This is a genomic window from Mesorhizobium tianshanense, assembly GCF_007830515.1.
Classification (GTDB): domain Bacteria; phylum Pseudomonadota; class Alphaproteobacteria; order Rhizobiales; family Rhizobiaceae; genus Mesorhizobium; species Mesorhizobium tianshanense.
Genome location: NZ_VLKT01000075.1, coordinates 1 through 26,771, shown reverse-complemented (window position 1 = coordinate 26,771; position 26,771 = coordinate 1). Strand labels below are relative to the sequence as shown.

Sequence of the window (26,771 nt, the reverse complement as noted above, 5' to 3'; positions counted from 1 at the left end):
ATCATATCTGCAAAGTTGTGGATGACCTGGTCCGGGCTGCGCGGATCATCGATGCAGCGCGCCAGACGGTCGGCCACCCGCAGTCGTTTCTCCACCTCTGCTAGAGCCAGAACGCCACTGTCCGACGACAGCATGCCGCCGTCGAAACGGGCGACGACGGACTTGCCGCCCACTGATGACAAGCCGCTCAGCGGCAGCGTAAGATCATTCATGGCGGGTGTGGTCTCCGGAAATGATTCGGATCGGCCTTAGCAACCAAATCCTAGGTCATTTCAACGGCTTGAACCACATCCGCCAACCCGCCGTGAATTTTTCAGGCTAGGTGGTGCAGCGCCGCACTGGCGTTCTTCCGGTGCGGGCAATCGGGTTTGGCACGAGAGGAAACCGTCGTCATTCCACGGTCCAAGTTCTCGCGTTGAGCTTGTGTCCGATTGAAGACGTCTGTGTTCGAAGTCCGAGCGTGTCGACCTGTTGCTCTCGGCGGCAACAGCCGCCGGATATGAGATACTGGAGGCAAATCAAACGGACGCGTCAATACTGACGTGCGTGCACACGGCGCGCTATCTCGATTTTCTGGAAAATGGCATCTATGAATGGCTGGCCCTGCCCCATGCCGGCCCGGAAATCGTACCCAACACGCACCCCAACCGTTTTGCGTCGCATTACGCGAGCCATATTGTGGCACGCGCCGGATTCCACCAAGCCGATACGGCCTGTCCCGTCGGCCGCGGAACGTGGGCGGCGGCTCGATCCAGTGTCGACATCGCCCTCAACGTCGGTGATTTGGTTGCGCGCGGCGAGCGCCGCGCATATGGACTTTGCCGCCCTCCCGGGCATCACGCCTGTACGGAAATGGCTTGGGGTTTGCTACCTCAACAATGTGGCAGTGCTGGCCGAGTCCCTGCGGATATCAGGCGCGGAACTTAGGGTTCCAAAATTTAAAGCTGGATCAAATCGTTTCGAATGCCGCAGTGGGCAATGTCGAATCACGACGGGTTATGGAACGCATGGCATGTCCCATGATCCAAAGGACGACTTCGACCATCCACTTAAGGCAGTTGATGATCCATTGCGACGCCAAGTCCTTTACAGGATTACCTTTCTAGATTGGCAGCGAAAACGTTAGCACATCCACTGTTGCGTCTTTCTGCGGAAATCGGAATCGGGTGTCATCAGCTACTACAGGGACCTATGTAGGCTTTACGTCGAATGTCTCCTCCCATTCGTTCGGCGCGTTCCCCTCTGGAGGTTTTAACCTTCATAATTGGCCGGGCTTACAGTCCGGCCTTTTTTATTGAGCATAAGTGCGCAGTACGACGGCGTCACGTGGCGCGCTCGCGCAGTCCTACGATGCTGAGCCGAACCCTGTGAGCTTCATAATTCCGTTATGACGGTTCCATACACAGAAGAAGGGCTTTTGTTTTTTGGGGCGCACCTCCCTAGGAAAAGGATGGAACTATGTCCAAGATCACCGGCAAGACCGAGACGATCGAAAACGTCGCATCCGCCGCCTTCGATCCGTCTAAGGCTACCGAGCAAGTGCGCTCTGTCGCCGAACAGGGCGTCGAAAAGTCAAAGGAAGCCCATTCCGAATTGAGATCGGGTGCCGAAACAACTCAAAAAGCTCGCGAGTCGACTTTTGAAATGGTCAAGACCGGCAACGAGGTGTCCCTGAGCGCAGTTGCGGCTCTGCGCGCCAATGCTGAAGCCTACTTCACGCACCTCGAAGCACTGGCTGGCGTGAAGTCGCTGTCTGAGTTCGTCGAACTGCAGACTGCTTTCCTGCGCAAACAGATTGAAATGTCTGTCGAGCAGACCAAGAACTTTCAGGCCGCGACCATGAGAGCGGCCGAGGATGTATCCAAGCCGATCAAGGACGCCTTCGAGAAGGCTTTGAAGGAGCTGAAGGCGGCCTGACTGCTTCACGCGACGCGAGACCGAAGGTCAATACCTTCTCCGCTGATCGCCTAGGGAAGACCGGCACCTCGCGCCGGTCTTCTTCCATTTTCCAGGAAGCGCGGCGGTACTGACCTGCCACGGGGTAATTTCCTCCATCTGAGATTAGCGTCCGGCCTCGATTGAAGGGCGGACAGGTGAAGAGAAAGCGGTTTACGGAAGAGCAGATCATCACGGTTTTGCGTGAGCATGAGGCGGGGGGCAAAGGCGGGTATATCACGCCAACAACAGCCTTATCCTGGTCAATCTCATGCGCGCCAACCGCCGTGCCGGATTGTGGAACCCCTCGCGGGTGGCTTCTACAACAAACACCAAGGTTATCAGATCGAGCAAGAAGTCGTCGATGGCTTGAGCGAGTGTTTCTGACTCACCTTTGAACTGACCCAGCAAAACACGCGCCGTATCGATCGCATCCGCGCTGGGCGCATCGATTAACGCCTCGATCCTCTCGGAACAATCCAATTTCGAAACTCCCCCAAAGCCCTTGCCAGGGTGGTTATGCACGAAAGGTGGCAACGTGAACCACCCGGCTGACCCAGCGGCCCGGCGAATAAAGGCGTCACGCGGCGCGTCGACAATGGCTGCCGTGGGAGAAAGAAGCTCGCCGTCCCTGAGAGCCTGACTCGAAACTCGGTTAGGCACGACGCGGAGCTGCCCTGCGGCGAAGCATGAGGCGGATCGACGCGATGAAGATCCACGCCTCGGCGCTGGCGATGGTCGCCTCGAAGTCCTTGGCGAGCCGGCGACAACGTCCCAGCCAGGCGAAAGTTCGCTCGACGACCCATCGTCGCGGCAGCACCTCAAAGCCTTTGGCCGTGTCGGAGCGCTTGATGATTTCGATGGTCCACGTGCCCAGATCGGCCAGAGCCTGCGTCAGTTTTTCTCCGGCATAACCGCCGTCGGCGAATAGATGGCGCAACCACGGGTAAAGCTGTCGAATGGAGGCGATGACGCCGACTGCCCCATCCCTGTCCTGGATATCGGCCGTATGCACCGTCAGCCCGACCAGGTGCCCCTCGGTGTCGGTGATGATATGGCGCTTGCGGCCTTTGATCTTCTTGCCGGCGTCGTAGCCACGCAGACCGGCAACGTCCGTGGCCTTTGCCGATTGGCTGTCGATGACGCCGGCGCTCGGGCTCGCCTCGCGACCGAGGGCGAGGCGTGCCGCGGCCACCAGGTGGAAGTTGATGGTCCTCCACAGCCCATTGTCTCGCCAGGCATAGAAATAGCGTTGAACCGTCGAAACCGGCGGGAAGCGGTCCGGCAATGCCCGCCACTGGCAGCCCGTCCAGGCGATATAGAGGAGCGCGTCCACGACTGCCCGCAGCTCGGTCGTCCGCGGTCGTCCTGTCGCCTTCGCTCCAGGCATGAACGGCTCGATCAACGCCCATTCCCTGTCCGTCAACGCGTTTGCATCCCGCTGCCCCGCGCGGCAATATTGCCGGCGGGTGGCCTCCGTCCAACCCATGTCGTGATCCTGCTCAAGTCTAGACAACTCAAGCGAATCACAACGGACGGGGCCACTCAACCGCTTCCACGCCCAATCCCGAATTTCGGGTCAGGCTCTGAGACTCTGAAGGCGCCATCCTCATTACAAGGATCGACCACATGGTCCGTTAGGTTCATCTGCCTTCGCGACCGCCGCTTTGACGTCGCTGGTCCATGCACAATGCGCTGACCAGGGCGTGTCGATCCGGGCCTTGCGGTCTTTCGCATTTGCTGCGTCTATATCCGGACCCAATATGAACCGGTCCGGCTTGATTGCCGAACCAAACGCGTTGCGAACTTTACAAGGAATACTCATATGGCGACCGGAACGGTGAAGTGGTTCAACAGCACCAAGGGGTTTGGATTTATTCAGCCCGACAATGGCAGTCAGGATGTTTTCGTCCATATTTCCGCTGTCGAACGCGCGGGCCTCTCGACCCTCACTGACGGCCAGAAGATCAACTATGAGATCGAACAAGACCGCCGCACTGGCAAGTCCTCTGCTGGCAGCCTCAGCAAAGCTGGCTGAATTTTCTCCTGCGTCCCGGCAAGAGCCGGAAGGACGCGGCAAGTCCCGGATGTACTGACGGCCGCTCGATAAGAGTGGGTGAGAACATGGCTCGACCGGAAGGCGGGGCAGAAGATTGCTTGCAAGCCGTCGCGAATTCCATGTGAAACAAGGCTGTTTGCAAGGGAAGGCGGGGTTGGTTCCCCGCCTTTTCATATTCCGCGCAGACTATGCCGGTGGCTGCTGCGCGCCAGAACGAACCTCGAGAGATAAAGTCAGGCTGCGACCTTCTTGCGGGTCTGCTTCGCCGGCGTCGGCTTTTCCGGCTCTTTCGGTTTGCGGCCGAGACCCATCGTCTTGGCCAACGCCGAGCGCGCGGCGGCGTAATTCGGCGCAACCATCGGATAATCCGCCGAAAGACCCCATTTGGCGCGATATTCGTCCGGCGTCACCCCATAGTGGGTCGACAGATGGCGCTTTAGCGATTTGAACTTCTTCCCATCGTCAAGGCAGATGATGTAGTCCGCTGTCACCGACTTCTTGATCGGTACAGCAGGCTTAAGAGCCTCCGGCTTTTCTGCGTAGACGCTTCCGGCCGTGCCTTTCAGTGCCGCGTGCACTTGGCCGATCAGGGCAGGGAGATCGCCCACCGGGACCGGATTGTTGGAGACATAGGCTGAGACAACATCGGCGGTGAGCTCGATGAGGGTCTCGATGTTGTTGTCGGCTTCTTCTGTCATGAAACTCTCCGGGTGGTTTGAAACACAGTCGGCGAAGTGTCGCTACATAGTGGCGGTTGCCGCTGAAAGCAATAAAGCCCCTGCAGGACTACTGCGATGCTCGTCCTGCACTGCGGTAATAGCGACGCATCCCGCCGTCGTGCGAAGCGCGTCTCGGCCATAAGCTATGGATAGAATTCATCAGTCATCTCGAAACGAAGCGGGCGATTTCTGTTTCGCCATCCTCTCTTGGGGAACGTGAAATTGATGGCCGAACAGTCCTCCGGAAACCGATGTGCAGCCACACGGTCTTGAGCTTTTTGCAATTCATTCCTAACCTGGAGTTGAATGGCCTGGAAGGTGCGCATATCGCCTCGAGCGGGCGCTTGCTGACGATGTTCGGAATGTCGTCTTATGGACCGATGTTTCCCATCCGCTTAGCCGGGCTGTCCAAACGAAATTCTCGATCTTCCGATTACTTATTTCCGGAGCCCGATATCGTGATGAAATACCCAGACGTTGAACCAGGTCTCAAAGAGGAAGTCCCCTGGTCGGACAGCCTGACCGCCTACGACAAGGAGCACTTCACGACCTACATGAGGTTCCTGGATGCATCCGCCGACGATGCCAGCTACGAGGAGATGGCGAAGGTCGTCCTCGGCATCGATCCGGGGGAAGAACCGGAGCGCGCGCGGAAAGCCGCGCGAAGCCATCTCGATCGGGCGAACTGGATGGTGACGACCGGTTACAAGGAATTGTTCGCGGATGAGGGCGAACGGGCGGCGACACGCTGCGCTTGTCAACAGCAGACGTGATCACGGCGTCCGCCACAACATGACAGCCGGGGGCTGCCGGAATTCGGTTCAAATTGGAAAATCTCGGTTAGTTCGAACGCCGGAGCGGGCGGAGCTTTGGTCCCGGATGCCGCGCGGACGGCAGGCGCATCCAAGAGATCCCGGCGGCTTGGCGACCATCAGGTGAACTTTGACCGGTTGCGGGTGCGAAACCGCATTGGCATATGAGCGCCCAATAGACTGCCAAGCCACGCTCGAGACAGCCTGCAGAATGGTCGGCTGCCGAACTGTGATACTCGGGCTCCCCGCCCGAAAACTGCACCAGAGGACTACAACCAGCCCGCTGCTTTCCTCTTGAAACTGTCATCGCCCTGACAACACATTCTGCAATGCTCGGCGGGTGTCGATGAGGCGGCTCATCACGCAAACTAGCTGTTCAGCAGGTCGGGAGGAACGAATGAACCCTGAGGCTTTCCGCAGCCCAGTTTTCGTTAAGCGTGCAACGTATATCGTGCAAGAGATTGCCAGCCTGGCGGACGCTATCGATTTCCTCAACGAATGGCCAGAAAACCGCAGAGATCTGATCCACGAAGCCGCCCTCAAGGCGTGCTATGATGCATACGACGGACGAAAACCTGTAAGCGCAGCGCGCAACGCCTTTTTCGGCTTTGCGAAACGGGCGGCCATTTTGGAAGATGCAACCTCCGCCATGCAGTGGCTCGCTGCCTGCAACTCGGGCAGTGGAAAAGTGCAAGCGTAGGCGTAGGCGACGGATGTCAGGCTGGCGCGGGACCGGTCGAGAGGGCATTGTGTCGACATTTCACAGATCGCAGCGGAACCGTTCGGCTGGGCAAAGAAGAACGATGTCTATTGCCGCATGATGGCCTTGGGGGGCGGTAGAGATGACCGGCTTGAGCAAATTTGAGAGGCCGGTCGTTGTTCAGGTTAGCCGTCACAGCTCAGAGCGTATCGTGTTCGATGTCAATGACGCGGCTGCTATTTTGCGCCGTGATCTTAACCGGAAGACCGAGAAACGGAAGGTAGCGATGGACGCCTGTCTGCAGGTATTGCGTGGCGAAGCTCATCCACCATCTGCTCGAAGAGCTTTCGTGGCAGCCGCGCTCGAAGCAAAAATTCTGCGCAGCGATTAAAAAAACTGGGACGCTCAGGAATTTCGTTCATCTTCGCATTGCCTCTCGTTTCTGCCGAGAGTTTGTGGGGCTTCCAAGCGCCGATTTGGCCGGTTAGGGTTTGCAGGGGCGCAAACAACCGGATGAACGAACGGGATGATGCTGGAAAAACTGCGCGCCTGTTGGGGGTTTACCCCGACCGTCGATAGGAACGTCGCCCTGGTCGAAGCGTTTCTATGGGCAAGCGCTTCGCCGACCTGGCGCAGGAACATGGCTTGTCGCCAACGAGGGTGCGCCAAATCATCGAGAAGGCCGATCTGCTCGTGGGCGGCATCGTGACCAAGGCTGAACCGTCCAAGGCCTCGCCTCGATCCGATTTCATGGTCGATTATCCGTATGTGTGGAACCTGGCCGAGATGCACCGGCTCGGTAGCGTCACGCCGCATCATTTCTTTAAGGAGTTGGAACGCGCGGGATCGCTGGAGCGGCTGGTCGACAAGATGAAGCGGTTGCCCGGGGGCGCACGAACGACCCGTGAGCTGGCGCGCCTCGTGTGGCAAAAGGAGAGGGGCGAGAGCCCATGGCCTGCAATGAAGCGATCAAGCATTGCGATCGTGCAACCAAGCTGCCCAGCCGACCATCCGGACCGCGGCCTTCAATGCCAGCTCGCCTTGGAACCGACCTTCCAGGAATTGGTTGAGCGCGCAGCGGAATCCGGCTGGAGCGAGGACGAGATAGCCTACGCGCTCCTCGAGCTCGCCGGCGCGCGCCTCAAGAGCAACTCTGCCAATCGCGAGACTGAGAGGGCGATTGACCGGGCCAGGGCAACGAGATGAGCAGCATCGTCAAGAAGCTTCGCCTGACCCGATATGAACGTCGCTGCGCCAATGAGTTTGCCGGTGAAGCTGACCCCGGCCGAGTCGGGCTTGAGAGCATTCTCGTCGTGGCGGAATGGCTTTCCTTCATCCGCTCACTGCGGCTTCCCACCACGCTGATCAGCGGCACCGGCGCGCCAACGGTAGAACGCTTGCATCAACGGATCCGCAGCACGTATTGGACGTATTGACGACCGGCATTCAACTGAATATAGAGGCCGCGCCAGCTAAATCATGACTTGGATAGTCAAGAAAGCCAGCCCTGACCGATTTGCGAGAGACAGGCTGGCCAAGATGCAATATTGCCTCCTTTCCCCCACCCGTTTGGTTCCCACGGAAGAGGTTGACCCGGACAGAGTTACGGAGCTGCAGGAGCAAATCCTGCTGGCCGGCTGCTGGACGGTCCCGATCACAGCACAGAAAGATGCGCTATTCGTGATGGACGGCCATCACCGGCTGACTGTCGCCCATCGCCTGGGGTTTGCGGCGGTACCGGTGATCCTTTTGGACTACGGCACGGTGCGGGTGGAGAGCTGGCGTGCAGGCGAGACATTCACCCCCGCGTGCATATTTGCGATGGCCCGCAGCGGCCGAAAATTTCCCTGCAAAACGACGCGGCATATTTTTGACCGAAGCCTTCCCGGTTGCAATGTTCCGCTGGAAAGCTTGCGCCGCGTCGATCCGGTAGACCACATGTTGGCAACCGCGCCAAGGGCGTGGTCATGACGCTGCATTGCCACAAGCTTGGCGCGGGTCTGCCCCCGATTCTGCGGCCGTCTACGGCTGAACTGTTGGCCCGCGATACACAGCGTCTTGCGGAATGGGTCGCGCGACATGGCTCGCCGCTCAATCTGATCTGGCCCGATGAGCTGCAGGAGAACCTTGCGGCACTGAGGGTCGTGTTGACAGAAAGCGATGTGGCGCATGCGGTTTATTACGGGGCGAAAGTCAACAAGTCGCCGGGGCTGATACAGGCGGCGCTCCGCGCGGGCGCCGGGATTGATGTCTCGAGCCTCTACGAATTGCGCGACGCCAGGCAACTTGGCGCAGACGGCGCACGGCTGGTGGCCACGGGACCGGCGAAGACGGCGGCGTTTCACAGTGCGCTTGTCGGCTGCAGCGCCCTGACATCGGTGGATTCGCCAGAAGAGCTGGACGACCTCGTCAACTGCCTGCCGGCGAACGGAAATGTCCAGCCGATCCTGCTCCGGTTGCGGCCGACGGGACAAGCCATGAGCCGCTTCGGCATGCCGGCGGACGCAATCCGACATTGCCTGTCGCACATTGCCGGCGACGGCAGGCTGCGCTTCGACGGGCTGCACTTTCATGTAAGCGGCTATCGCTGGGAGTCCAGGGTGGAAGCGCTCGAGGAAGCCGCTGGCCTGATCAGGGAGGCGCGGGCCCTTGGGTTCTCGCCGCGCTTGATCGACATCGGCGGCGGTATGCCGATCCAGTACGTCGATCAAATGGCCTATCAGAATCATTTGAAGGCACAGACGCCCGATGACTACCGCACCGGAACCGTGCCAGCCTCGTTCTATCCCTATGGTGGAGCGCTTTCGGCGGCCGACTGGCTGCGCCAATTCTTGCGCGCTCCCATGGCCAAAGGCTGCAGCATCGCCAGCTATCTTGCCGATGAGGGCCTGGTGCTGGGGATGGAGCCCGGGCGCGCCCTGTCGGATCAGGCGGCCATTTCCGTCTTCCGGGTGTCGAGAGTGAAGGCCCTCGACGCTGACGCCCATGTCATCTTTATCGAAGGCAGCAGCTTCAGCGCTTGCGAGACATGGTTCGCATCCGAATTCCTGGTCGACCCCATCCTGGTGCCAGTCACGCCGCCGTCTGCCGCGGCAAAGTCCATACGAGGCTATCTGGCTGGCCACAGCTGCCTGGACGAGGATGTGCTCTGCAACCGGTGGCTCACATTTCCCGTGGCCCCGCGGGCAGGAGACCTTCTGGTTTACGCCAACACCGGCGGCTACCAAATGGACCTGCTTGAAAACGAATTCCATCGCCACCCGATGCCGAGCCGCCTGTGCGTGGTTCAGGATGCACATGGGCAGCCAGCACTCGTCCCCGACACAATTGGAGAGACATAAATGCTCTGCACGACCACAACCCAGCTGATCGGCCAGACACCGGTCATGTCGATCGCCGTGCCCGACCGCGACACCACGCTAGTGCTGAAGATCGAGAAGAACAATCCCGGCGGATCGATGAAGGATCGCATGGCGCGCAGCATGGTGCTTGCGGCGATCGAGGACGGGCGCCTTGCCCCCGGCGGCACGATCGTCGAATCCTCGTCCGGTAACACCGGCATCGGGCTAGCGCTGGCTGCACTGGAGTTCGGCCTGCGCTTCATCGCCGTGGTCGATCATCACGCCGCCCCGGACAAGATCCGCATGATGCGCGCGTTGGGCGCCGAAATCCGCTATGTCGAAGGCGATTTCCCCGAAGACGAAGTGGCCGTGGTCGAGCGGCAACGTCTGGCCGCGCAGCTTGGCGCGCAGCTCCCCGGGGCGCTGTTCATGAACCAGTCCGACAATCCCGCAAACCCGGAAGGCTATGCCGGGTTCGTCGACGAGCTTATGGCACAGCTTCCGAACGGCATCGATGCCTTTGTCGGCTGTGTCGGGACCGGCGGTTCGATGACGGGGATCGCTCAGCGCCTCAAGCGCCACAACCCGGCCGTGCGCACGATCGCGGTAGAGCCGGCCGGTTCGATCGTGTTCGGCAAGCCCGGACATCCCTACTACCAGTCGGGAACCGGAACGCCGGCCGGTGATGAAGTCGGCAAGGTGCTCGACTATGCATGCATCGACGAAGGTGTGCAGGTCACCGACACCCAGGCCTTCGAGACCGCGCGCTATATCGCCCGGCGCAAGGGTCTGCTGGTGGGTGGCTCCACCGGCGGCACCATCTACAAGGCGTTGGAGTTCATTGCCGCAGGCAAGTTGTTCGGCACGGTCGTCACGCCGGTAGCCGACGGCGGCGAAAAATATCTCGGTTCGGTTTTCGACGATGAATGGATGGCAAAGCGCGGCTTGCTGGATCCGGCAATTGCCGACCAGTTGGATGCCTGGCTGACCGCAAGGGCACGCGCGGCATGAAAGTGACGATTTGCGGCGCGGGCCGCACCGGGCATTTGAACGCCGTGCTCTTCAAGCAGCGTCCGGGCATTGCCGTTTCCGTCTTTACCGCCTCTGCCGCGGTTGCCGAAGGATGGGCAAGCGGCGACGACATCTGGCAGGCACACACGCCGGACGGTAACGTCCTGAGCGCGCGGCCCGACTATGTCGGCACCGACCCCACCAAGGCGTTGCAAGACGCGGACATGGTTATCGTGACTCAGCCGGCCCAGGCGCGGCCGGCGCTTCTAAGCCAGATCGCTCCTCACCTTCCGCAGAGCAAAAAGGTGTTTCTCGGCGCGATCCCCGGCTTTTGCGGTTTCGACTGGCTCGCGGCGAAAACCCTTTCGGGCCACGACAATGTGGTGATCTGGGGCATGAAGGACGTTCCCCATACGGCCTTTGACCTGGTTCCGGGCAGGCGCGTGCGTATGGGTGGCGCCAAGGCGCAGCTCTTTGCCGCCCTTCATCAGCGCGAAAGCAGCGCCGACCGCGCTGTGCTCGCCGAAATGCTCGCCCGGCTCTTCGACGCGCCCGTCGCTATGCTGCAGAATTATCTGGAAATCACGCTGACGCCGGGCAACGCACTGATGCACCCAGCCGTGCTTTATGCCCTGATCGGCCCTGGCGCGCCGTGGCAGAACAGACCCTTTGACGAACCCATATGCTGGTGGAGCGACTGCCCGCGCGCTGGCGCCGAGCTATTGGAGACCTGTGACGCGGAAAACCAGGCGATCCGTGGTGCGATCGAGGCGCGTCTCGGTATTGATCTAAGCACTGTGAAGCCGCTCCGGCAGGAACTGATCGAGGCTTATGGCAGCCAGATCGAGTACGACCGCACCATGTATACGCTTCTGCGCACGAACCGCGCCTATACGGGCATTCGCGCGCCGCTCGTGCCCAATCCGCACGGGCCCGGTCTTCTCATCGATCGCGAGAGCCGCGCTTTCCACGAAGATATCGCCGTTGGTCAGGCCTTGCTCGTGGAGATGGCCGCGCGGCTGAATGTGGCAATCCCGGCCATTGCGAAGACCTATCACTGGGCGCACCGCTATCACGGAGGGCTAGCCGAGGGTGCACCAGCCTATGTGCCCGCCGACTGGCCGGAGGCTGCCTGATGGACGAGAGGACTTCTTCCGCGGCAGATGCCGAAGGCCAAGCGCGCGATGCGCGGCTTTGGACGGATGCATCGCGCAATGCGCTCGCTCGGCTGGTTCGCTGCCTGTTTGCGGAACGTCTTCTTGAACCGAAGACTTTGCTGTGGGCGGGCGACGGCCGCCAGGCGTGGTTACCCATCTGGCCTTCGCGCCGGGTCCTGCATTTCACCGACCTGCGCCGTGCGCCTGCCGGAACATTGCAAAATCGCGGACACATCGAAGTGCTGGACGGAACCGGTGCCCGGCATCGGCTCGATGATCCTTCCGCCCTCATTAGGGAGGTCGCGCCCGCCTTGGCGATTTCGCCTGCGCCGGACGGCCTGGAGCATCTTTTGCGCGATGTCGACAACAGCATGGGCAACGATGTCCTGGCGCGGCGCCACAGGGAAGGCTGGAGCGCCGAACTGCGCCAAAAAATCGCCGAGGCAGGCGCGCTCGGCTTTCTTGCCTATCTTGAGCAGAGCCTGCCGCCGCACTTGGCGACCATGACGCTTGATCAATGGGGCGCGCTCGAAGGCCATCCCTTTTATCCGACATGGAAGGCCAAGCCCGGCCTGTCGCCGCAAGATGTCGGCGCCTTATCGCCCGAGTTCGGTGCCCGGGTGCGCCTGCGCATCGCCGCGCTGCGCAAGGACTGGGCCTATGTGGAGATGATGCCGCATGTCGGCAGCTATTCTGAATGGTTTTCACAAAACTTTCCCGATCTCTGGCGCGACTGGGCCGAAGGCTTGAAGGAGCGCGGAAAATTGCCGGACGACTGGCTCCCTCTGCCGGTTCACGAATGGCATCTGGAGAATTTCGCGCGCCGGGAATTCGCGTCCGAGATCGCATTCGGCGTATTCGAACCCGAGGGCCCGGAGATCGTGACGCTGCCGTCCATGTCGTTCCGCACGATGCTCCCGGACACATATGAGCCCAGACCATTCATCAAACTGCCTGTGGCCATCTGGCTGACCAGTGAGCAGCGCACCCTGCAGGCCAAGTCGATCCATATGGGGCCTCGCCTCAGCGCTCTGATTTCGGGCATCCTGGCACAGGAGGAGGATCTCCGCGATACGCTTGAGATTTTCACTGAAGAAGTCGGTGCAATCCTGCGCCATCGCGAAACGGGCGACGAGCATCCGGGCCGATTCTTGTCGGTGGTCTTCCGCAATACCGACGCTCTGGCGCGCACCGACGGGCTGATGCCGGTGACCGTCGCAGCCCTTCTGACGGCAGGCCCTTTGAATGACCGCCCGCTCATTTGCGAACTGATCGCCAGAAACGGCAGCGAGACCGAGGCGGACGTCGCGGCGTTCTTCCGTGCCTATGCGCGCACCGTCATCCGGCCGACCTTGGCCATGTATCTGCTATACGGGATCGCCTTTGAGGCGCATCAGCAGAACAGCCTGGTATTGTTCGACCATGCCGGCCACCCACGAAAGTTGCTGATCCGCGATTTTGGTGACGGCCGCAGCTTCGCGCCCCTGTTGGAGGAGCGCGGCTATCATCTGAAACCCTTCACCCGGAAGGGGATTTTGCCCACTACGTTCGACGATGACATCAGCCTCGTGCGTTCTTTCGTCATCGACGCCTGCTTCGTCTGTCATCTCCACGAGATCGCCCTGTGCCTGAGCGAGCAATATGAGATGGTGGGCAGCGGCTTGTGGCGCATCCTGCGGGAGGAGACTGAAAAGGCATTTGAGGCGCTCAGGCCGCGCATGTTGTCCGATACGTTCTGGCAGCAGGAGCGCGCGGCCTTTCTCGAAAATCCGTGGCCGACACGCTCTGTGCTGCGCATGCATCTGGAGCGGTACCGCGACTATCGGGTCGAGCACGAACTGCCCAATCCTTTGGTGGAAGCGGAATGACGGACGCCTCCGCGGCCCTCCGCAGTTTCGGGCCGGTTTTCGCACTGCTGTTCGCTCTGCAATTCGTATCCATGGGCGCGATGGAAATGAGCGGGCCGTTCTGGCCAATACATATCAAGGCGTTGAGCCCCTCCGAAGGCGTCTTCGGTCTCGCCGGTATCGGCGTCTATGTCTGCCCGATGCTCGGCATATCGCTCACCAGCGCATTCTGGGGGCGCATGGGGGACCGCTACGGCAATCGGCTGATGATGGTGCGCGCATTGGCCGGCCTGGCGATCACGCAACTGCTCATCGCCTTTGCGCAAGATGTCTGGACAATTCTTGCCCTGCGCTTTCTGCAGGGCGCCTTTGCCGGCTACATCGCCCCGGCGCAGGCCTATGGCGTGCAGGTCACCGGGGGGCGCGATCGCGTAACCCTGTTCGCGTGGCTGCAGGTGGCGACCAATGTCGGCTCGCTCGGCGGAGCATTCCTGGGCGGACTGATCCTGGATGCGCTGCCTTTCGCCGCCATCAATCTCGCGGCCGGCATGATCTGCGCCCTGTGTGCCGCCATTGCCTGGGCGAGCCTGCCCGTGCCGCCTAGCGAGGCGGTTGCCGCAAAGCCGGCAAAGGCGAAAATTACTGCCCATGCGCCCACGGGGAGTGCGCCGGTGCCGGGGCTTCTTTTGCTGATGGGCATGCTGCTCGCAAGCCGCATGGTCTTGCAGGTTCCGTTTTCCCTATACATGACGCATCATTTTGGCGCACAGCACTGGATCACCGGCCTGAGCTACGGGCTTTTGGCTCTGGGCTTTGTCGTGGCTGCGCCTTTGTGGGCGCAGCGCTTTGAGGGGCGCTCGAAATCCTATGTGCTTGGCTGGGGCGTGCTGATCTCAGCCGGCTGCCTCGCTGTCACTCATTTGGCCGGCATCACCGGATCGATTGCCTTTTTCGCAGCGCTCTATTTTGTCTGGGGCGCTTTGCTGGGAGGAACAACGCCGGTTCTCCTTTCACTCATTTCGGCGGCAACGCAAAATGACCGACAGGGTTCGATCCTGGGTCTTGCGCAGACCTGCCAGCAAAGCGCCTCGATTGCCGGGATCGTTGCCGGCGTTGCGGTCACTCAGTTTTTTGGTCTCGAAGCCGCGTTTCCGCTCGTCTCAACCCTCTACGCCTTATCATTGCTAGTGGCGCTCGGCATATGGCTCAGAGCGCGCCGTTCACCTGACGAAGGAAGTTGATCGTGAAGAGATATCGTCCGCTGTTACATGCCGCGATCGCGGCCCTTGCAGTCATGATGGCTGGTCCGGCGCCGGCATTTGCCGGGGAAACGGCGATGATGGAGGCGCAGGCGCCACTCATCGTAACCGACATCGCCGGCCGCAAGGTAAAGCTTAACGCGCCGGTCAAGCGCATGCTTCTGGGCGAGGGCCGTCAGCTTTATCTCATAGCGTCTCTGGAGCCCGAAGATCCGCTGGCTCGTATCGTTGCCTGGCGCAACGATCTGATCGAGGCCGATCCGGCGACTTACGCGCAATATCTCAAAGTCTTTCCTGAACTGGCAAAGCTCACCGCCTTCAAAGGCCAGGAAGACAGTCTGATCGACATCGAATCGGCCATCATCGAGAAGCCCGACGTGGTTCTGCTCAACCTTGAAGCCATGCGGTCCAATGAAGACGCCCAATATATCGAAAAGCTCGCGGCGCTGGACATCCCGGTGCTCTACATCGACTTCCGCCACTATCCGCTGGAAAACACCGAGCCGACCATCCGACTCTTGGGAAAGATCATGGGGCGAGAGACGCGCGCGGAGGAGATCATCGCTTTCCGCCGCGAGGCCATGGCGCGGGTCACCGACGTCCTTGCCGAAAACAAACCGGACCGCCCCAACGTCTTCATCGAGCGCATCGGCGGCTATTCCGACGATTGCTGCCTGTCATTCGGCGCGGAAAATTTCGGCAATTATGTCGAGCTGGCCGGCGGCCACAATATCGGCAGTGACATCATTCCAACGACATTCGGTCAGCTCAACCCCGAGCAGGTGATCGTCGCCGATCCCGAGCACGTGGTTGTCACCGGCGCCGACTGGGAGGCCTATGTGCCCGGCGGCCGCTGGATCCCGCTTGGTCCGGGCGCCGACCCGAAGACAACGCGCAAGAAGCTCGAATGGTTCTTGACCCGCGATGCCTATACCGGCATTGCCGCACAAAGGGCGCGGAATTTTCACGGCATCTGGCACCAGTTCTACAATAGTCCTTATGAATTTGTCGCGGTCCAGCAAATGGCAAAGTGGTTCCATCCGGACCTGTTTGCCGACCTCGACCCGGACGCCACCTTTGCCGAATATCATCGCCGGTTCCTGCCCATCGACTACCATCCCGGTTACAGCACCAGCCTTTCCGATGGCCCGTCATGACGGACATGCGGACCGAAACAGTGTCGCTGTCGGGTCACGGCGCCTATAGAGCGCTCAGCCTCAGGCGCCAGGCCATTCTCCTCATGCTGACCGTCGGCCTTTGCGCTGCATTTGTCGGCGATATCGCGACTGGGCCAGCTCGCTATGGGTTGGGAGAGGTGGTCCGTACCCTTGTCGCACCGGCTGAAGCCGATGCGCAGATGCGCGTCATTGTCTGGTCGATCCGCATGCCGTCCGCGCTCATGGCGATGGTGGTAGGGATGGCTTTGGCCATCGGCGGCGCGCAGATGCAGACCATACTGAACAACCCGCTGGCGAGCCCATTCACGCTGGGCATTTCTTCCGGTGCCAGCTTTGGAGCTGCACTGGCGCTCGCCTTCGGCGTCGCGCTGATACCCATGGCAGGCGATTACATCGTCGCGGCCAACGCCTTTGTGATGGCCATGGCCACGGCCTGCCTCATTCATCTGGCAAGCCTCAGGCGCGGCGCCTCGATCCAGACCATCGTGCTTTTGGGCATCGCGCTCGTCTTCAGCTTCAACACAGCACTTGCCATCATCCAGTATTTCGCCGCCGATCAGGCAGCCGCGGCCATCGTCTTCTGGACCATGGGAAGCCTGACCAAAGCGACCTGGCCGAAATTGGCCATCACCGCACTGGCGGTGGCGCTAACACTGCCGGTCTTCCTGCGCCGGCGCTGGCAATTGACGGCGTTGCGGCTTGGCGAAGCGCGCGCGGCAAGCTTCGGCATACCTGTGCGCCGCCTGCGGCTTGAGACCCTGATCCTCGTCTCTCTTTTGTCGGCGATCCCGGTGGCCTTTGTTGGAACGATCGGCTTTATCGGTCTGGTCGGGCCGCATATCGCCCGCATGATGGTCGGCGAAGACCAGCGCTTCCTGCTCCCGGCGAGCGCGCTCACAGGCGCGCTGATCATGTCGCTGAGCTCGGTTCTGGCAAAAATCGCCGTGCCCGGCGCCGTGCTGCCCATCGGCATCGTCACCGCAGCGATCGGCCTGCCCGTCTTCCTGTATCTGATCCTGAAGGGCGGAAAAGAAATATGGTAGTGCTGAGTACTGATCGCCTTGGCGCCCGGTTCGGTTCGCGCCAGGTGCTACGCGATGTGACACTACCGCCCTGCCACGGCGGCGAGGTGGTGGCCGTCATCGGCCCCAATGCGGCAGGCAAGTCCACCCTGTTCCGGCGCATCGCTGCCATTCTTCCGGGACCCGGCGATTGCCGGCTTGAGGGTGTGCACGATTCGGATCGCGCCGTCGCCTATATGCCGCAGGACCAGACGGGCACCGCGGTCCTGACCGTCTTCGAATCTGTACTTCTGGCGCGCAAACAGGTCAGCGGCTGGCGTCTGGCAGCCGCAGACCTGATGGAGGTGGACCGGGCGCTTACTGCGCTCGAAATCGGCGATCTTGCCAATGAGATCATTTCGGAACTGAGTGGCGGTCAGCGCCAGCTTGTCGGCCTTGCCCAATGTCTGGTGCGCGAACCGCAAGTGTTGCTTCTCGACGAACCAACCAGCGCGCTCGATATGCACCGGCAATTGGAGGCCATGCGCCGCGTGCGCAACTTGGCGCAAGACACCGGCATGCTCGTGCTGATCGCTCTGCACGACCTCAATCTGGCGCTGAAATTCGCCGACAAAGTCGCAATCCTGTCAGGCGGAACCTTGCATGATTTCGGCCCGGCGGGCGAGGTCCTGACGCCGGAGAACCTCGCCGCGACCTTCCGCATCAGGGCGCGCGTCGAACCCTGCTCGCAGGGCAAGCCCCACCTGATAGTCGACGACGCGATTTGACAGGCAGCGCTTCACGCGGCCCTGACATCAGAAATCCGTCGTCATTGACAGCTTCACGGTCAGCGGCGCGCCCTGCGCCAGGGTGCCGTAGCTGGCGACACCGGCCCAGTAGTCGTTGTCGAATACGTTCTCGACCGAGGCCCGGAACGTGACGGGCCTGTCGTTGATCTCGGTGAGATACCGGGCACCCAGGTCGAGCCGCGTCCAAGAGGGAATCTCCTGTGTGTTCGCCGCATCGACAAATTGGCTGCCGGTGTGGATGACGTTGGCCGCCAGCGTCAGCCCGGGTAGGAAGGGCGTATCCCATTCCGCGCCGAGATTGAGTTGCACCGAAGGCACGCCAACGGGCGTGTTCCCGCGCGTTTCTGCGCTGGCTGTCTTCGTCAGCTCACCCACAAGCAGCGTGAGGCCGCCAAGGAGCCGCAATTGCGGCGTCACTTCCCCGAAGACATTGAATTCCAGCCCCCGGCTGCGTTGCTCGCCGCCTTCCACGAATACGAGATCGCTGCCGCGGGCTTCAAGCTGCCCAAAGGGCTTTTCAATCTGGAACGCACTGACTGTCACGGCCACGCGGCCGAAATCGATCTTGGTGCCAAGCTCGAACTGCCGGGACCTGTAAGGTGGTAGCGTTTCTCCGGCATTGACGGCCAATCCCGGCGCCGTGTCGCCTATGCTGAGCCCTTCGACATAATTCGCGTAAAGTGAGACGTTCTCCCATGGCTTGACGACGAGACCGACCAGCGGCGTGAGCACGCCTTCGTCGGAGGATGAAGTAACGGCGCCCGTGGTCGCATCGAAGTTCTCCGACCCGACATGCTGCCAGCGCGCGCCAAGTGTCAGCTGCACTTGTTCATCGAGCATTGAAAGCGTGTCTGCCAGAGCGAACCCGTATAATTCGTTCTCCGAGACCGTCGGCACCGAAGTCGGGGCCGGCACGTCCTGTGCGGGGCGGGAAACAGGATCATAGATATTCGTGAACTGCGCCGTCCCTGAATTGAAGCCGCGGTCAAGTCCCTGATGAAAATAGCTTGCCTGGAGCGTGACCAAATGGTCGATCCCTGCAGTGTCGAAGTGGGCGCGCAGGCCCGTTTCCGCCGTCCTTCTGTCAACGTCGAAGACGTAGTTCTGCGGCGTGACGCTAATGTCGCCCGCCGAATTCAGGATGATCGGCGTTCCAAAGAGCCGTTCAACGCGCGAATTGCCTCCGCCGGCGGCCGCAAACAGCGTGACCTCGTCGGTGAGGTCATACTCGACACGCCCCAGCAGTGACAGATCCTCGCTGGTCGACCCCTCCCAGGGTTGCTGAATGTTCAGCCGGGCGTCGGGCGCATCCGGTATTGCGAAACCGGCAAGCGGGTAGAAGGGACGCTGCGGCGCCTCGAAATCTTCCCGCTGGCCGATGACGTCGAGCGTCGCCCTCAGCCGCTCGCCCTGATAGTCAAGCGCCAAGGCGCCAACCGACACCTCGCGCGTCTGGTTGTCGATCGGCGTATCGCCTCCATGATAGCTGCCGTTGAAGCGAACGCCGAATTGGCGTTCCGCACCGAAGCGCCGGCTCACATCGACGTGCCCGCCGCCCTGCAGGCTTGAAGCGTAATCGGCCGTAAACCGCGTCAGATCGACATCGCCTGCGCGCTTGGGCACGATATTGATGGTGCCGCCCACGCTGCTGTTGGGGGAAATGCCATAGAGCAGCGCCGCCGGCCCTTTGAGCACCTCGATGCGCTCGGCATAGTCCGTGAATACGCGGTAGGCTGGCGCAATGCCGAAGACACCGTCAAAGGCGATTTCACCAAAATTGCCTTCGTTGATCGGAAAGCCGCGGATATAAAAGGAATCGAGCATCCCCCCGGACGAATGGGTGCTTCTCACCGACGGATCATTGATCATCACGTCGGCCACCGTGCGCGCGCCCTGATCCTCGATTGTCTGCGCCGTGTAGCTGCCGATATTGAACGGCGTATCCATGACGTCGCGATTGCCGAGCACGCCCATTCGCCCGCCACGCGCCACTTGTCCGCCCGGATACTCTTCTGGCAGGGTGCCTATCGTTGCGTTCAACGGCACACCACCCAGCGCCTCCACCACGATCCGCTCCAGCTGTGTCGCTTCCTGCGCAGTAGCTTCATGGACGACCATCACGACCAACGCGGCAAAAAATCCAACACGCTTTTCCATGCAAAGCCCCCTTCCATCGGCATTGACCAAGATTATTTGCCTTGCCCTGACAGGGAGCTGGGTGTGGTCGGCTAGGAGGGTTTGCTAGATAACATGACTTTTCTTGTCAACAATGAACGTGCTGCCTCGGCGCTTCTTGGTCCTCCCACCTTGTCTAGTGTCATCGACAACCTTCCCGGACACCCCGCCCGGGCGCGTTCAGTTACGGTGTCGGTAGGTCTCCTGACTGACGGGTCGTCGTCCGCCTCGGCTTTCCGGGGCTAATCCCTGTGCATGATCGAGATGGACTTACCGCCTACAGGTGCGGGGGAAGTTTCGTTTCGCGCCGATAAGGGCGCGCCGAATTCCCTGTTATTTCCTTCCGACACCCGTTCCTCGCCCAATTGGCTGGCTCGCATCAAGCGGGTCCTTTTCCGAGCCCAACACCTGTATGCCTCTTGCTGTCCGTTATGTTATTACGTTACAAGCCCATGCTACTTAACCAAGGAGAGCAGCAAATGCAAACACTATGGAGGAACGCAGCGGCGATGCTCGCGCTGCTTGCGGGAGCCAACGAAGCATTGGCCGACGAGAAAGAGGCCTGGAGTGTGTTCGTCTCGGACCACGCCGCACCGACCATCACGGCCATCGATGCGGTCAGCGGCGAGAAAATCGGCACGTTCCCCGTGAAAGGCCCCGCCACTCTTCATCGCAGCGCGAGCGGCAGGGCCGTGTTCGCGGTCCAGGGGACCGCCGGCACGGTCACGGCAATTTCGAGCGGCATCGCCTTCGACGACCATGGCGATCATGGCGACATCGACGTCGCGGCGCCGAAGCTCACCGGCACTGAGATCGCAGGCGAGAAGCCGTCGCATTTCGTCGAGCACGGCGGAGATTTCGCGGCTTTTTTCGACGGGGAAGGTGTCGCCCGAATCATCTCCGAGAAAGCGGTGCTGCAGGGCGTGTCGGACTTTCGGGAAGTGAAGACGGCCGCGCCGCAGCACGGCGTCGCAGTCGCCTATGGCTCTCATGTCCTGTTGTCCGAGCCGAACAGGGAGAAGCCGGACGAGCTACCGATCGGTATCAAGGTCGTTGACGAAGCCGGCGCACCGATTGGCGACTTGCACGCCTGCCCCGATCTTCACGGCGAGGCATCATCGGGCAACATCCTGGTCTTCGCCTGCGCGACCGGACTGCTTGTTGTGACGGATGGCGAGGGCGCACCCGAGATCACCCATCTGCCCTACGCGGACAGCCTGCCCGACGGCAAATCAACGACGCTGATCGGCGGCAGGGGTCTGCAATATTTTCTTGGCAACTACGGGGCCGACAAGGTGGTGCTGATCGACCCGACAGCCGAAAACGACGCTTTTCGGCTGGTCGACCTGCCGACGCGGCGAGTGTATTTCACAGCCGATCCGGTTCGCCCGAAATTTGCTTATCTCTTCACTGAGGATGGCCAGCTTCACCAGCTCGATGTCGTGACCGGCAAGATCGCAAACTCGCTCAAGCTGACCGATCCGTACTCGATGGATGGGCACTGGAGCGATCCCAGGCCGCGCGTCGCAGTTGCCGGCGACAGGATCGTCGTGACCGACCCGCTCGTCGGCGTCCTTCATCTGGTCGATGCGGCATCGTTCGAGAAGGCAGGTGAAATCGCCGTCGAGGGCAAGCCCTTCAACATCGTTGCCGTCGGCGGCTCCGGCCAGACCCACGAAACCGAATAGTCGCGCCTCCCAAGGCGACCTCTCGCATCCGGCCCTGCTCGCCTGGGGCCGGATGCGTCCATTACAACTTCAAACGGAAACCAACGCCATGCTCGACACAGCCAGACCCACAAAACGTCTGCCCGTCACCGTCCTTTCCGGCTTTCTCGGCGCTGGCAAGACCACCCTCCTAAATCACGTCCTCCACAACCGCGAGGGCCGACGCGTTGCCGTCATCGTCAACGACATGAGCGAGGTCAATATCGACGCCTCGTTGGTGCGCGAGGGCGGCGCGAACCTCTCGCGCACAGAGGAGCAGCTTGTCGAAATGACCAATGGCTGCATCTGCTGCACGCTGCGCGACGATCTCCTGAAGGAAGTGCGGCGGCTCTCGGAGGAAGGCCGTTTCGACTATCTGCTGATCGAGGGCACCGGCATCGCCGAACCGCTGCCCGTCGCCACCACCTTCGACTTCCGCGATGAGGACGGCGAGTGCCTGTCGGATGTCGCCCGCCTCGACACGATGGTAACGGTCGTGGATGCGGCGAACCTGCTGAAGGACTATTCCTCGCACGATTTCCTGCGCGACCGCGGCGAGACGGCCGGCCACGGTGATGACCGTGCGCTGGTCGACCTGCTCGTCGAGCAGATCGAGTTTGCCGACGTCATCGTCATGAACAAGGTCTCCGATGCTTCGCTGCACGACCTCGATCTCGCTCGCAAGATCGTCCGCTCGCTCAATCCCGGTGCCGAGCTGATCAAGACGGACTTCTGCGCCGTCCCTCTCGGCAAAGTGCTCGACACTGGGCGCTTCGACTTCGAGAAGGCCGAGCAACACCCGCTCTGGCTCAAGGAGCTGAACGGCTTCAGGGATCATGTTCCCGAGACCGAGGAATACGGTATCCGCTCCTTCGTCTATCGCGAGCGGCGGCCGTTCGATCCGATGAGACTAAAGGCCTTCGTGGGCAAGCCGTGGCCGGGCGTGGTGCGGACAAAGGGCTTCTTCTGGCTGGCGACACGGCCCCACCATGTCGGCGAGATCAGCCAGGCCGGCGCGCTGGTCAGGACCGGCAAGCGCGGCGTGTGGTGGGCATCGGTGCCGAGGCACCAATGGCCCGACCATCCCGAATGGCGCGCCGCCATGAAGCCTTATCTCGATCCGGTCTGGGGCGACCGGCGGCAGGAGATCGTCTTCATCGGCTGCGACCCGATAGACGAGGCGAGTATCCGCTCCGAGCTCGACGCCTGCCTCGTTCCAGAGCGCGACTTCATGCCCGGCCGCTGGCGCGACCTGCCCGATCCCTTTCCGAGCTGGGAACGGCAGGCGACATGAACATTGAGTCCCTTGTGGCGGCGCTGTCGCGTCCGCAGCCGCATCGCAACTGCACATGCCATTCCCGACTGAACTATCGTTCACCCCTGCATGATGGCGGTTCAATATCCGAAGATCCGGCAGCGGAGGGTAGCCGGCTACCTCCTGAAGAGGCCGATGAGCCGCGGCAATTGCATCAGAGACAACAATGATATGGGTGCGGCCGCGATGACGTCGTACGGCGAAACGATGCGTCCTTGGCCGCTTTCGCCTTCGCCATTTCTGTAAGACGTCGTGGTAACCGGCCATGCGGATGAGTTCCGATACGCAGCCGGTGCCGCTGATCAGCGGCACGTCCTATTCCTGGCGAGACCGTTTCCTGCCGTTCGCGGCAAGTCTGACCAGCCGAAACCGTTCCTCGTAGCTCGCCGCGAGTTGCTCGACTTTGTCCGCAGCGCCAACAAGCGCGCCGACGGTCGGATCATGGGAGCAGTGTGCTGAGCTCGCGAAGAGAGCCAACTTGCATCGCTGACAGCGATCAGGCCGGCGCCCGGCGCAGTGCAGCCGGCAACCTCCGGCACTCGATAATCTGGTCATCGAGAAGGTCCACTATCCAGTCATGGTGACGCTCCGGGATTTCCATCCGCGCCTCCTCAAGCCTGTTAATACAGCGTGCGTGAGACGTTGATTGCCCAGGGCGCCAAGGACTCGATCGGTCAATTCGGTCCCATCGTCGCCGATGTCGGGCTGATGTCTTCATCGAGAAATTCCGGTCGCCTGTTGAGCGCTTCAATCTCCGCAAAATAGAGTGAATGCGTCGCTGTCCGGATAAGAGAACGCGATCTTTCCACGTTCGGCAGGCGTTCCATGACGAACCGGACGGCATTCTTGAGGCTCGTGCCGCGGATGCGTGTCGTGACAGTTTTGTTGCCGTGATCAGGGGAAAGTGTGAGAACCGTCGCCGGCATTTTGGGGTCGACGTGCAACATCTTCGGACCTCCGTGAAAACTCGAGCGATACGTATCACCGGCACGTGTCGGCTGTTTGACGGCAGCGAAATCACGAAGAGATTCGGCGTGGCATGACGGACAAGCGTCAACTCATGGAGCCGCCGGTTAGATGCCGTGACTCCGAAACGGATTGCGGCCGAATGAAAGGCCAGCGCGCGCTATCGGCTTCTGTGGCGTCAGGATGCTCGTGCACTAAACCAGCAAGTCACCCGTCATCGCGAACACGACGCGACAGTTCTCCAAGCGTTTGGACGAAATGATGCTTGCTGACGGCGGTATGGGCAGGCTTTGCGTGTCCGGCTGAACAAAGCCCGCCAGCCAAAAGGAAAAAGATCGGCGGCAGGAGGTGCTGGCCGATAGCCCCGGAAGACGGCGGGTGGATGTGCCGCCTACCGGTATTTTTCCCATCGCCTCAGTCCCCGAAACGCGGATCCCGGTTTTCGGAAATGATCGTGGTCAAAAAGAATGTCAGGCGACCTTGAGTTCCTTGAAAGCCTTCTCGAAGGCCTCCTTGACCGGCTTGGACACTTCCTCGGCGGCCTTGGCGGTCACGGCCTGGATGTCCTTGGCCTGCTCGACGGTCATTTCGACGCGCTTGCGCAGGAAGACGGTCTGCAACTCCACGACTTCCGACAGCGACTTTGCGCCAACCAGGGCTTCGAGGTGCGAGAAGTCGGCTTCGGCATTGGCGCGTAGAGCGGCAATCGTCTTGAGCGACAGCTCGTTGCCGAGAGCCTTCTGGGTCGTCTCGGCGCCGGTCTTCAATTTCGAAAAGGCTTCCTTCGACTGCTCGACGCCCTTTTCGGCGACAGCGCGGAACTGGTCGGTAGCCTTGGACGCGTCGAAGGTCGGAAATGCGGCGTTCTCGATGGTGTCGGTGGTCTTGTCAGCGGTCTTGGACATGTTTGCCATCCTTTTTGGGTGGACGGCCCTGCACTAAGCCGTCTCGTTCATTTACGAAGCTGACGTAACGGAATTATGAACCCGACATAGCGTGCATTGCACTACGATTTGCCACAGGCGCTGACCGACGCCGAATTTTCGCGCAGGCGGGGCGTTCCGTTTGTGAATCACCCGAGTTGAACCTCGCTGGACCCCGCCAAGATCTACCCACCGCTCCAATTCCTTGGCTTAGTTGGCAGTTTGCGGGGGTCCCGATCGGCATCGATCGGGGCTTGCGCCATATGGCAATTTCTCACCAAATCGGCATGTTGTATTATGGATGGGGTCCCGCTTGGGAGCTTCACAATCGCCATTTTCGCGCATCGGGATACACGGTTTTTTGCGGTCGACATCGGTCGCCGCATGATGGAGGTTCGCGGGAGGAGCCTTCAATGTGGACGACGCACTTTGCTGAGTCAGCGGTGCAACCCATCAGCGGAATGGCTCGGCCCCCACCTCCCTGCCGGAGCGCTGTTGTCGACCCTTTGCCGTCACCGGCTCGGTAGGCAAGCAGACGTCCGTGCTTTGCAGGGCCTCACCCCTCCTCTAGGCCAAATTTTTCGACCGCAAAATCCAGGAACGACCGCAGCTTTGGCGTGATCCGCCGATCCGGTGCGTAGAGGATGTGAAGCGGCCGGCTTGGAACGGCGTAGTCAGGCAGTAGGGGGACCAGCTTCCCGGTCGATAATGCCTCCCGGACAAGCGCCTCCGGCTGCATCAGCACACCCAGACCAGCGAGTGCGAGCGTCAGGAGCGCCTGGCCGTTATTGGCAACGGTGCGGCACTTCACCTCAATTACCTCCTCGCCGTCCGGGCTTGTGAAGCGCCATCGGTCGCGCGTGGAGCCGTAGGCGAAGCCGAGACATTCGTGATGGCGAAGGTCCTCTGGGCGTATAGGGGCGCCGCGCTGTGCCATATACGATGGCGCTGCGCAAAGGACGAAACGCATCGGCCGCAGTTGTCGCGCGATCAGGCCACTGTCCCCTAGTGGCCCAGTGCGGAACACGGCGTCGTATCCCTCGTCGACGAGATCGACGAGCCGATCCGCCAAAGTCAATTCGACTTCGACTTTGGGATGGTTGGCGAGATACTCCGGCAAGACGCGGGCAAGCTCGTGAGCGCCGAGAGTCACCGGAGCGTTTATCCGCAATCGGCCCCGGGGCACTGCCCGGCTCTCTTGCGCAAGAGATTCCGCCGCGTCTATCTCGGCCAGGATTGTGCGAACGCGTTGGTAATATGCCTGACCGAAGTCGGTGAGGCTCTGTCGTCGCGTGGTGCGGTGGATAAGTTTGACGTCGAGATGCTGCTCCAGCCCACGGATGTGCTTCCCGATCGCCTGCGGGGACATCGAAAACGCTTCAGCAGCCTTCGAGAAAGAGCCGGTTTCGACAGATTTGGCGAAGACCATCATGCTGGTCAATCGATCCATTAGAAACTCTGTGTTTCAAGAATTGTGCTCATCCCGCACATCCCGCTCTTTATAAACGGAATCGGTTGGGGTCAAATGTCTGTCCTATTGATCAATTGAAGGAGACAGACGGACATGACGATTGCAGTTATCGGCACAGGCAAGATGGGCAGTGGTCTTGAGCGGCCGTTCGCTTTCGAAAGATTTTGAGGTCGCAACCGGGCACCGAGACCCCGCGAAAGCCGCATCGAGCCTACACAAGAAAGATTGGAGGAATTCGTTATGACGGACGCCCGCAAGGTCATTGTCGAGAAACCCGGCGGCCCCGAGGTCATGTCACTCGTTTCGGAGAACGTGCCACCGCCTAAGGAAGGAGAAGTGACAATCCGGCAAACCGCCATTGGCTTCAATTTCATCGACATCTATCAG

The 26,771-nt window shown here is 60.8% G+C and carries 27 protein-coding genes and 1 riboswitch; of the genes, 19 read left to right on the top strand and 8 right to left on the bottom strand.

Annotated features, from left to right (window positions below; all coding sequences use genetic code 11):
* Nucleotides 1-212, bottom strand: a 212-nt coding sequence (locus IQ26_RS34755; RefSeq protein WP_208760263.1) for a transposase, incomplete at its 3' end; no start/stop codon positions are given.
* A 229-nt stretch (nt 213-441) separates the two neighbouring features.
* On the opposite strand from IQ26_RS34755, the gene IQ26_RS41725 reads away from it, so the two are divergent.
* Entirely contained in the window at nt 442-927 is a 486-nt protein-coding gene (locus IQ26_RS41725; protein WP_145722892.1) for an arginase family protein, read from the top strand.
* A 531-nt stretch (nt 928-1,458) separates the two neighbouring features.
* Nucleotides 1,459-1,917, top strand: coding sequence for a phasin (locus tag IQ26_RS34745; protein WP_145722886.1), 459 nt, complete (start codon nt 1,459-1,461; stop codon nt 1,915-1,917).
* Between the two features lie 255 nt (nt 1,918-2,172).
* Here the strand turns inward: IQ26_RS34745 and IQ26_RS34740 are convergent, their stop codons facing one another.
* Together IQ26_RS34740 and IQ26_RS34735 are read right to left on the bottom strand one after the other, a co-directional pair.
* A complete protein-coding gene (locus tag IQ26_RS34740) occupies nt 2,173-2,418 on the bottom strand; it encodes a hypothetical protein (RefSeq protein ID WP_240547391.1) in 246 nt (81 codons plus the stop codon).
* Between the two features lie 172 nt (nt 2,419-2,590).
* A complete protein-coding gene (locus tag IQ26_RS34735) occupies nt 2,591-3,424 on the bottom strand; it encodes an IS5 family transposase (RefSeq protein ID WP_145722885.1) in 834 nt (277 codons plus the stop codon).
* Nucleotides 3,425-3,760: 336 nt separating this feature from the next.
* Between IQ26_RS34735 and IQ26_RS34730 the strand changes: the two genes are divergently transcribed.
* Nucleotides 3,761-3,973 carry a cold-shock protein gene (locus tag IQ26_RS34730; protein ID WP_145722884.1) on the top strand — a complete coding sequence of 71 codons (213 nt, stop codon included), beginning with the start codon at nt 3,761-3,763 and terminating at the stop codon, nt 3,971-3,973.
* A 254-nt stretch (nt 3,974-4,227) separates the two neighbouring features.
* On the opposite strand, the gene IQ26_RS34725 is transcribed toward IQ26_RS34730, so the two are convergent.
* Nucleotides 4,228-4,692 (bottom strand): Ros/MucR family transcriptional regulator, encoded by a 465-nt coding sequence (locus IQ26_RS34725; protein WP_145722883.1) that lies wholly within the window; start codon nt 4,690-4,692, stop codon nt 4,228-4,230.
* A 482-nt stretch (nt 4,693-5,174) separates the two neighbouring features.
* Here IQ26_RS34725 and IQ26_RS34720 point away from each other — a divergent pair, with 482 nt between their 5' ends.
* The 14 genes from IQ26_RS34720 (at nt 5,175) to IQ26_RS34655 (ending at nt 17,807) form a co-directional block, all read left to right on the top strand.
* Nucleotides 5,175-5,486: a DNA -binding domain-containing protein gene (locus IQ26_RS34720; protein ID WP_145722890.1), complete on the top strand. Its 312-nt coding sequence runs from the start codon at nt 5,175-5,177 to the stop codon at nt 5,484-5,486.
* 436 nt (nt 5,487-5,922) lie between these two features.
* Nucleotides 5,923-6,225 (top strand): DUF982 domain-containing protein, encoded by a 303-nt coding sequence (locus tag IQ26_RS34715; protein WP_145722882.1) that lies wholly within the window; start codon nt 5,923-5,925, stop codon nt 6,223-6,225.
* A 142-nt stretch (nt 6,226-6,367) separates the two neighbouring features.
* Nucleotides 6,368-6,616 (top strand): DUF982 domain-containing protein, encoded by a 249-nt coding sequence (locus IQ26_RS34710; RefSeq protein WP_145722881.1) that lies wholly within the window; start codon nt 6,368-6,370, stop codon nt 6,614-6,616.
* A gap of 215 nt (nt 6,617-6,831) precedes the next feature.
* A complete protein-coding gene (locus IQ26_RS34705) occupies nt 6,832-7,431 on the top strand; it encodes a hypothetical protein (protein WP_240547390.1) in 600 nt (199 codons plus the stop codon).
* The gene (locus IQ26_RS34700; protein WP_145722880.1) at nt 7,428-7,661 is read left to right on the top strand and encodes a hypothetical protein; all 234 of its coding nucleotides are present in this window, start codon (nt 7,428-7,430) and stop codon (nt 7,659-7,661) included. Before IQ26_RS34705 ends, IQ26_RS34700 begins: the two co-directional genes overlap by 4 nt.
* 103 nt (nt 7,662-7,764) lie before the next feature.
* The gene (locus tag IQ26_RS34695) at nt 7,765-8,196 is read left to right on the top strand and encodes a ParB N-terminal domain-containing protein (protein ID WP_145722879.1); all 432 of its coding nucleotides are present in this window, start codon (nt 7,765-7,767) and stop codon (nt 8,194-8,196) included.
* Nucleotides 8,193-9,566, top strand: coding sequence for a Y4yA family PLP-dependent enzyme (locus IQ26_RS34690; protein WP_145722889.1), 1,374 nt, complete (start codon nt 8,193-8,195; stop codon nt 9,564-9,566). The genes IQ26_RS34695 and IQ26_RS34690 overlap by 4 nt, the downstream gene beginning before the upstream one ends.
* Nucleotides 9,567-10,577, top strand: a complete 1,011-nt coding sequence (locus IQ26_RS34685) for a cysteine synthase family protein (protein ID WP_145722878.1) — start codon at nt 9,567-9,569, stop codon at nt 10,575-10,577. It abuts the gene before it with no gap.
* Nucleotides 10,574-11,713 carry an NAD/NADP octopine/nopaline dehydrogenase family protein gene (locus IQ26_RS34680; RefSeq protein WP_145722877.1) on the top strand — a complete coding sequence of 380 codons (1,140 nt, stop codon included), beginning with the start codon at nt 10,574-10,576 and terminating at the stop codon, nt 11,711-11,713. The genes IQ26_RS34685 and IQ26_RS34680 overlap by 4 nt, the downstream gene beginning before the upstream one ends.
* A complete protein-coding gene (locus IQ26_RS34675; protein WP_145722876.1) occupies nt 11,713-13,602 on the top strand; it encodes an IucA/IucC family protein in 1,890 nt (629 codons plus the stop codon). The genes IQ26_RS34680 and IQ26_RS34675 overlap by 1 nt, the downstream gene beginning before the upstream one ends.
* Nucleotides 13,599-14,822, top strand: coding sequence for an MFS transporter (locus IQ26_RS34670; protein ID WP_145722875.1), 1,224 nt, complete (start codon nt 13,599-13,601; stop codon nt 14,820-14,822). Before IQ26_RS34675 ends, IQ26_RS34670 begins: the two co-directional genes overlap by 4 nt.
* A gap of 56 nt (nt 14,823-14,878) precedes the next feature.
* Nucleotides 14,879-15,997 carry an ABC transporter substrate-binding protein gene (locus IQ26_RS34665; RefSeq protein WP_240547392.1) on the top strand — a complete coding sequence of 373 codons (1,119 nt, stop codon included), beginning with the start codon at nt 14,879-14,881 and terminating at the stop codon, nt 15,995-15,997.
* A gap of 5 nt (nt 15,998-16,002) precedes the next feature.
* On the top strand, nt 16,003-17,061 hold the full coding sequence (locus tag IQ26_RS34660) for a FecCD family ABC transporter permease (RefSeq protein ID WP_145722887.1): 1,059 nt from the start codon (nt 16,003-16,005) through the stop codon (nt 17,059-17,061).
* Nucleotides 17,055-17,807: an ABC transporter ATP-binding protein gene (locus IQ26_RS34655; protein ID WP_145722874.1), complete on the top strand. Its 753-nt coding sequence runs from the start codon at nt 17,055-17,057 to the stop codon at nt 17,805-17,807. Before IQ26_RS34660 ends, IQ26_RS34655 begins: the two co-directional genes overlap by 7 nt.
* Nucleotides 17,808-17,834: 27 nt before the next feature.
* Here IQ26_RS34655 and IQ26_RS34650 read toward each other — a convergent pair whose 3' ends face one another.
* On the bottom strand, nt 17,835-19,985 hold the full coding sequence (locus IQ26_RS34650) for a TonB-dependent receptor (protein ID WP_145722873.1): 2,151 nt from the start codon (nt 19,983-19,985) through the stop codon (nt 17,835-17,837).
* 196 nt (nt 19,986-20,181) lie between these two features.
* Nucleotides 20,182-20,366: riboswitch (cobalamin riboswitch) on the bottom strand.
* 116 nt (nt 20,367-20,482) lie between these two features.
* Between IQ26_RS34650 and aztD the strand changes: the two genes are divergently transcribed.
* Nucleotides 20,483-21,691 (top strand): zinc metallochaperone AztD, encoded by a 1,209-nt coding sequence (aztD, locus tag IQ26_RS34645; protein ID WP_145722872.1) that lies wholly within the window; start codon nt 20,483-20,485, stop codon nt 21,689-21,691.
* 88 nt (nt 21,692-21,779) lie between these two features.
* Nucleotides 21,780-23,003: a zinc metallochaperone GTPase ZigA gene (zigA, locus tag IQ26_RS34640; protein WP_145722871.1), complete on the top strand. Its 1,224-nt coding sequence runs from the start codon at nt 21,780-21,782 to the stop codon at nt 23,001-23,003.
* Nucleotides 23,004-23,698: 695 nt separating this feature from the next.
* On the opposite strand, the gene IQ26_RS34635 is transcribed toward zigA, so the two are convergent.
* From IQ26_RS34635 to IQ26_RS34625, 3 genes are all read right to left on the bottom strand, one after another.
* A complete protein-coding gene (locus IQ26_RS34635) occupies nt 23,699-23,971 on the bottom strand; it encodes a hypothetical protein (RefSeq protein WP_145722870.1) in 273 nt (90 codons plus the stop codon).
* Between the two features lie 489 nt (nt 23,972-24,460).
* Nucleotides 24,461-24,895: a phasin gene (locus IQ26_RS34630; RefSeq protein WP_145722869.1), complete on the bottom strand. Its 435-nt coding sequence runs from the start codon at nt 24,893-24,895 to the stop codon at nt 24,461-24,463.
* A gap of 574 nt (nt 24,896-25,469) precedes the next feature.
* On the bottom strand, nt 25,470-26,345 hold the full coding sequence (locus IQ26_RS34625) for a LysR family transcriptional regulator (protein ID WP_322791115.1): 876 nt from the start codon (nt 26,343-26,345) through the stop codon (nt 25,470-25,472).
* Nucleotides 26,346-26,771: the final 426 nt, after the last annotated feature.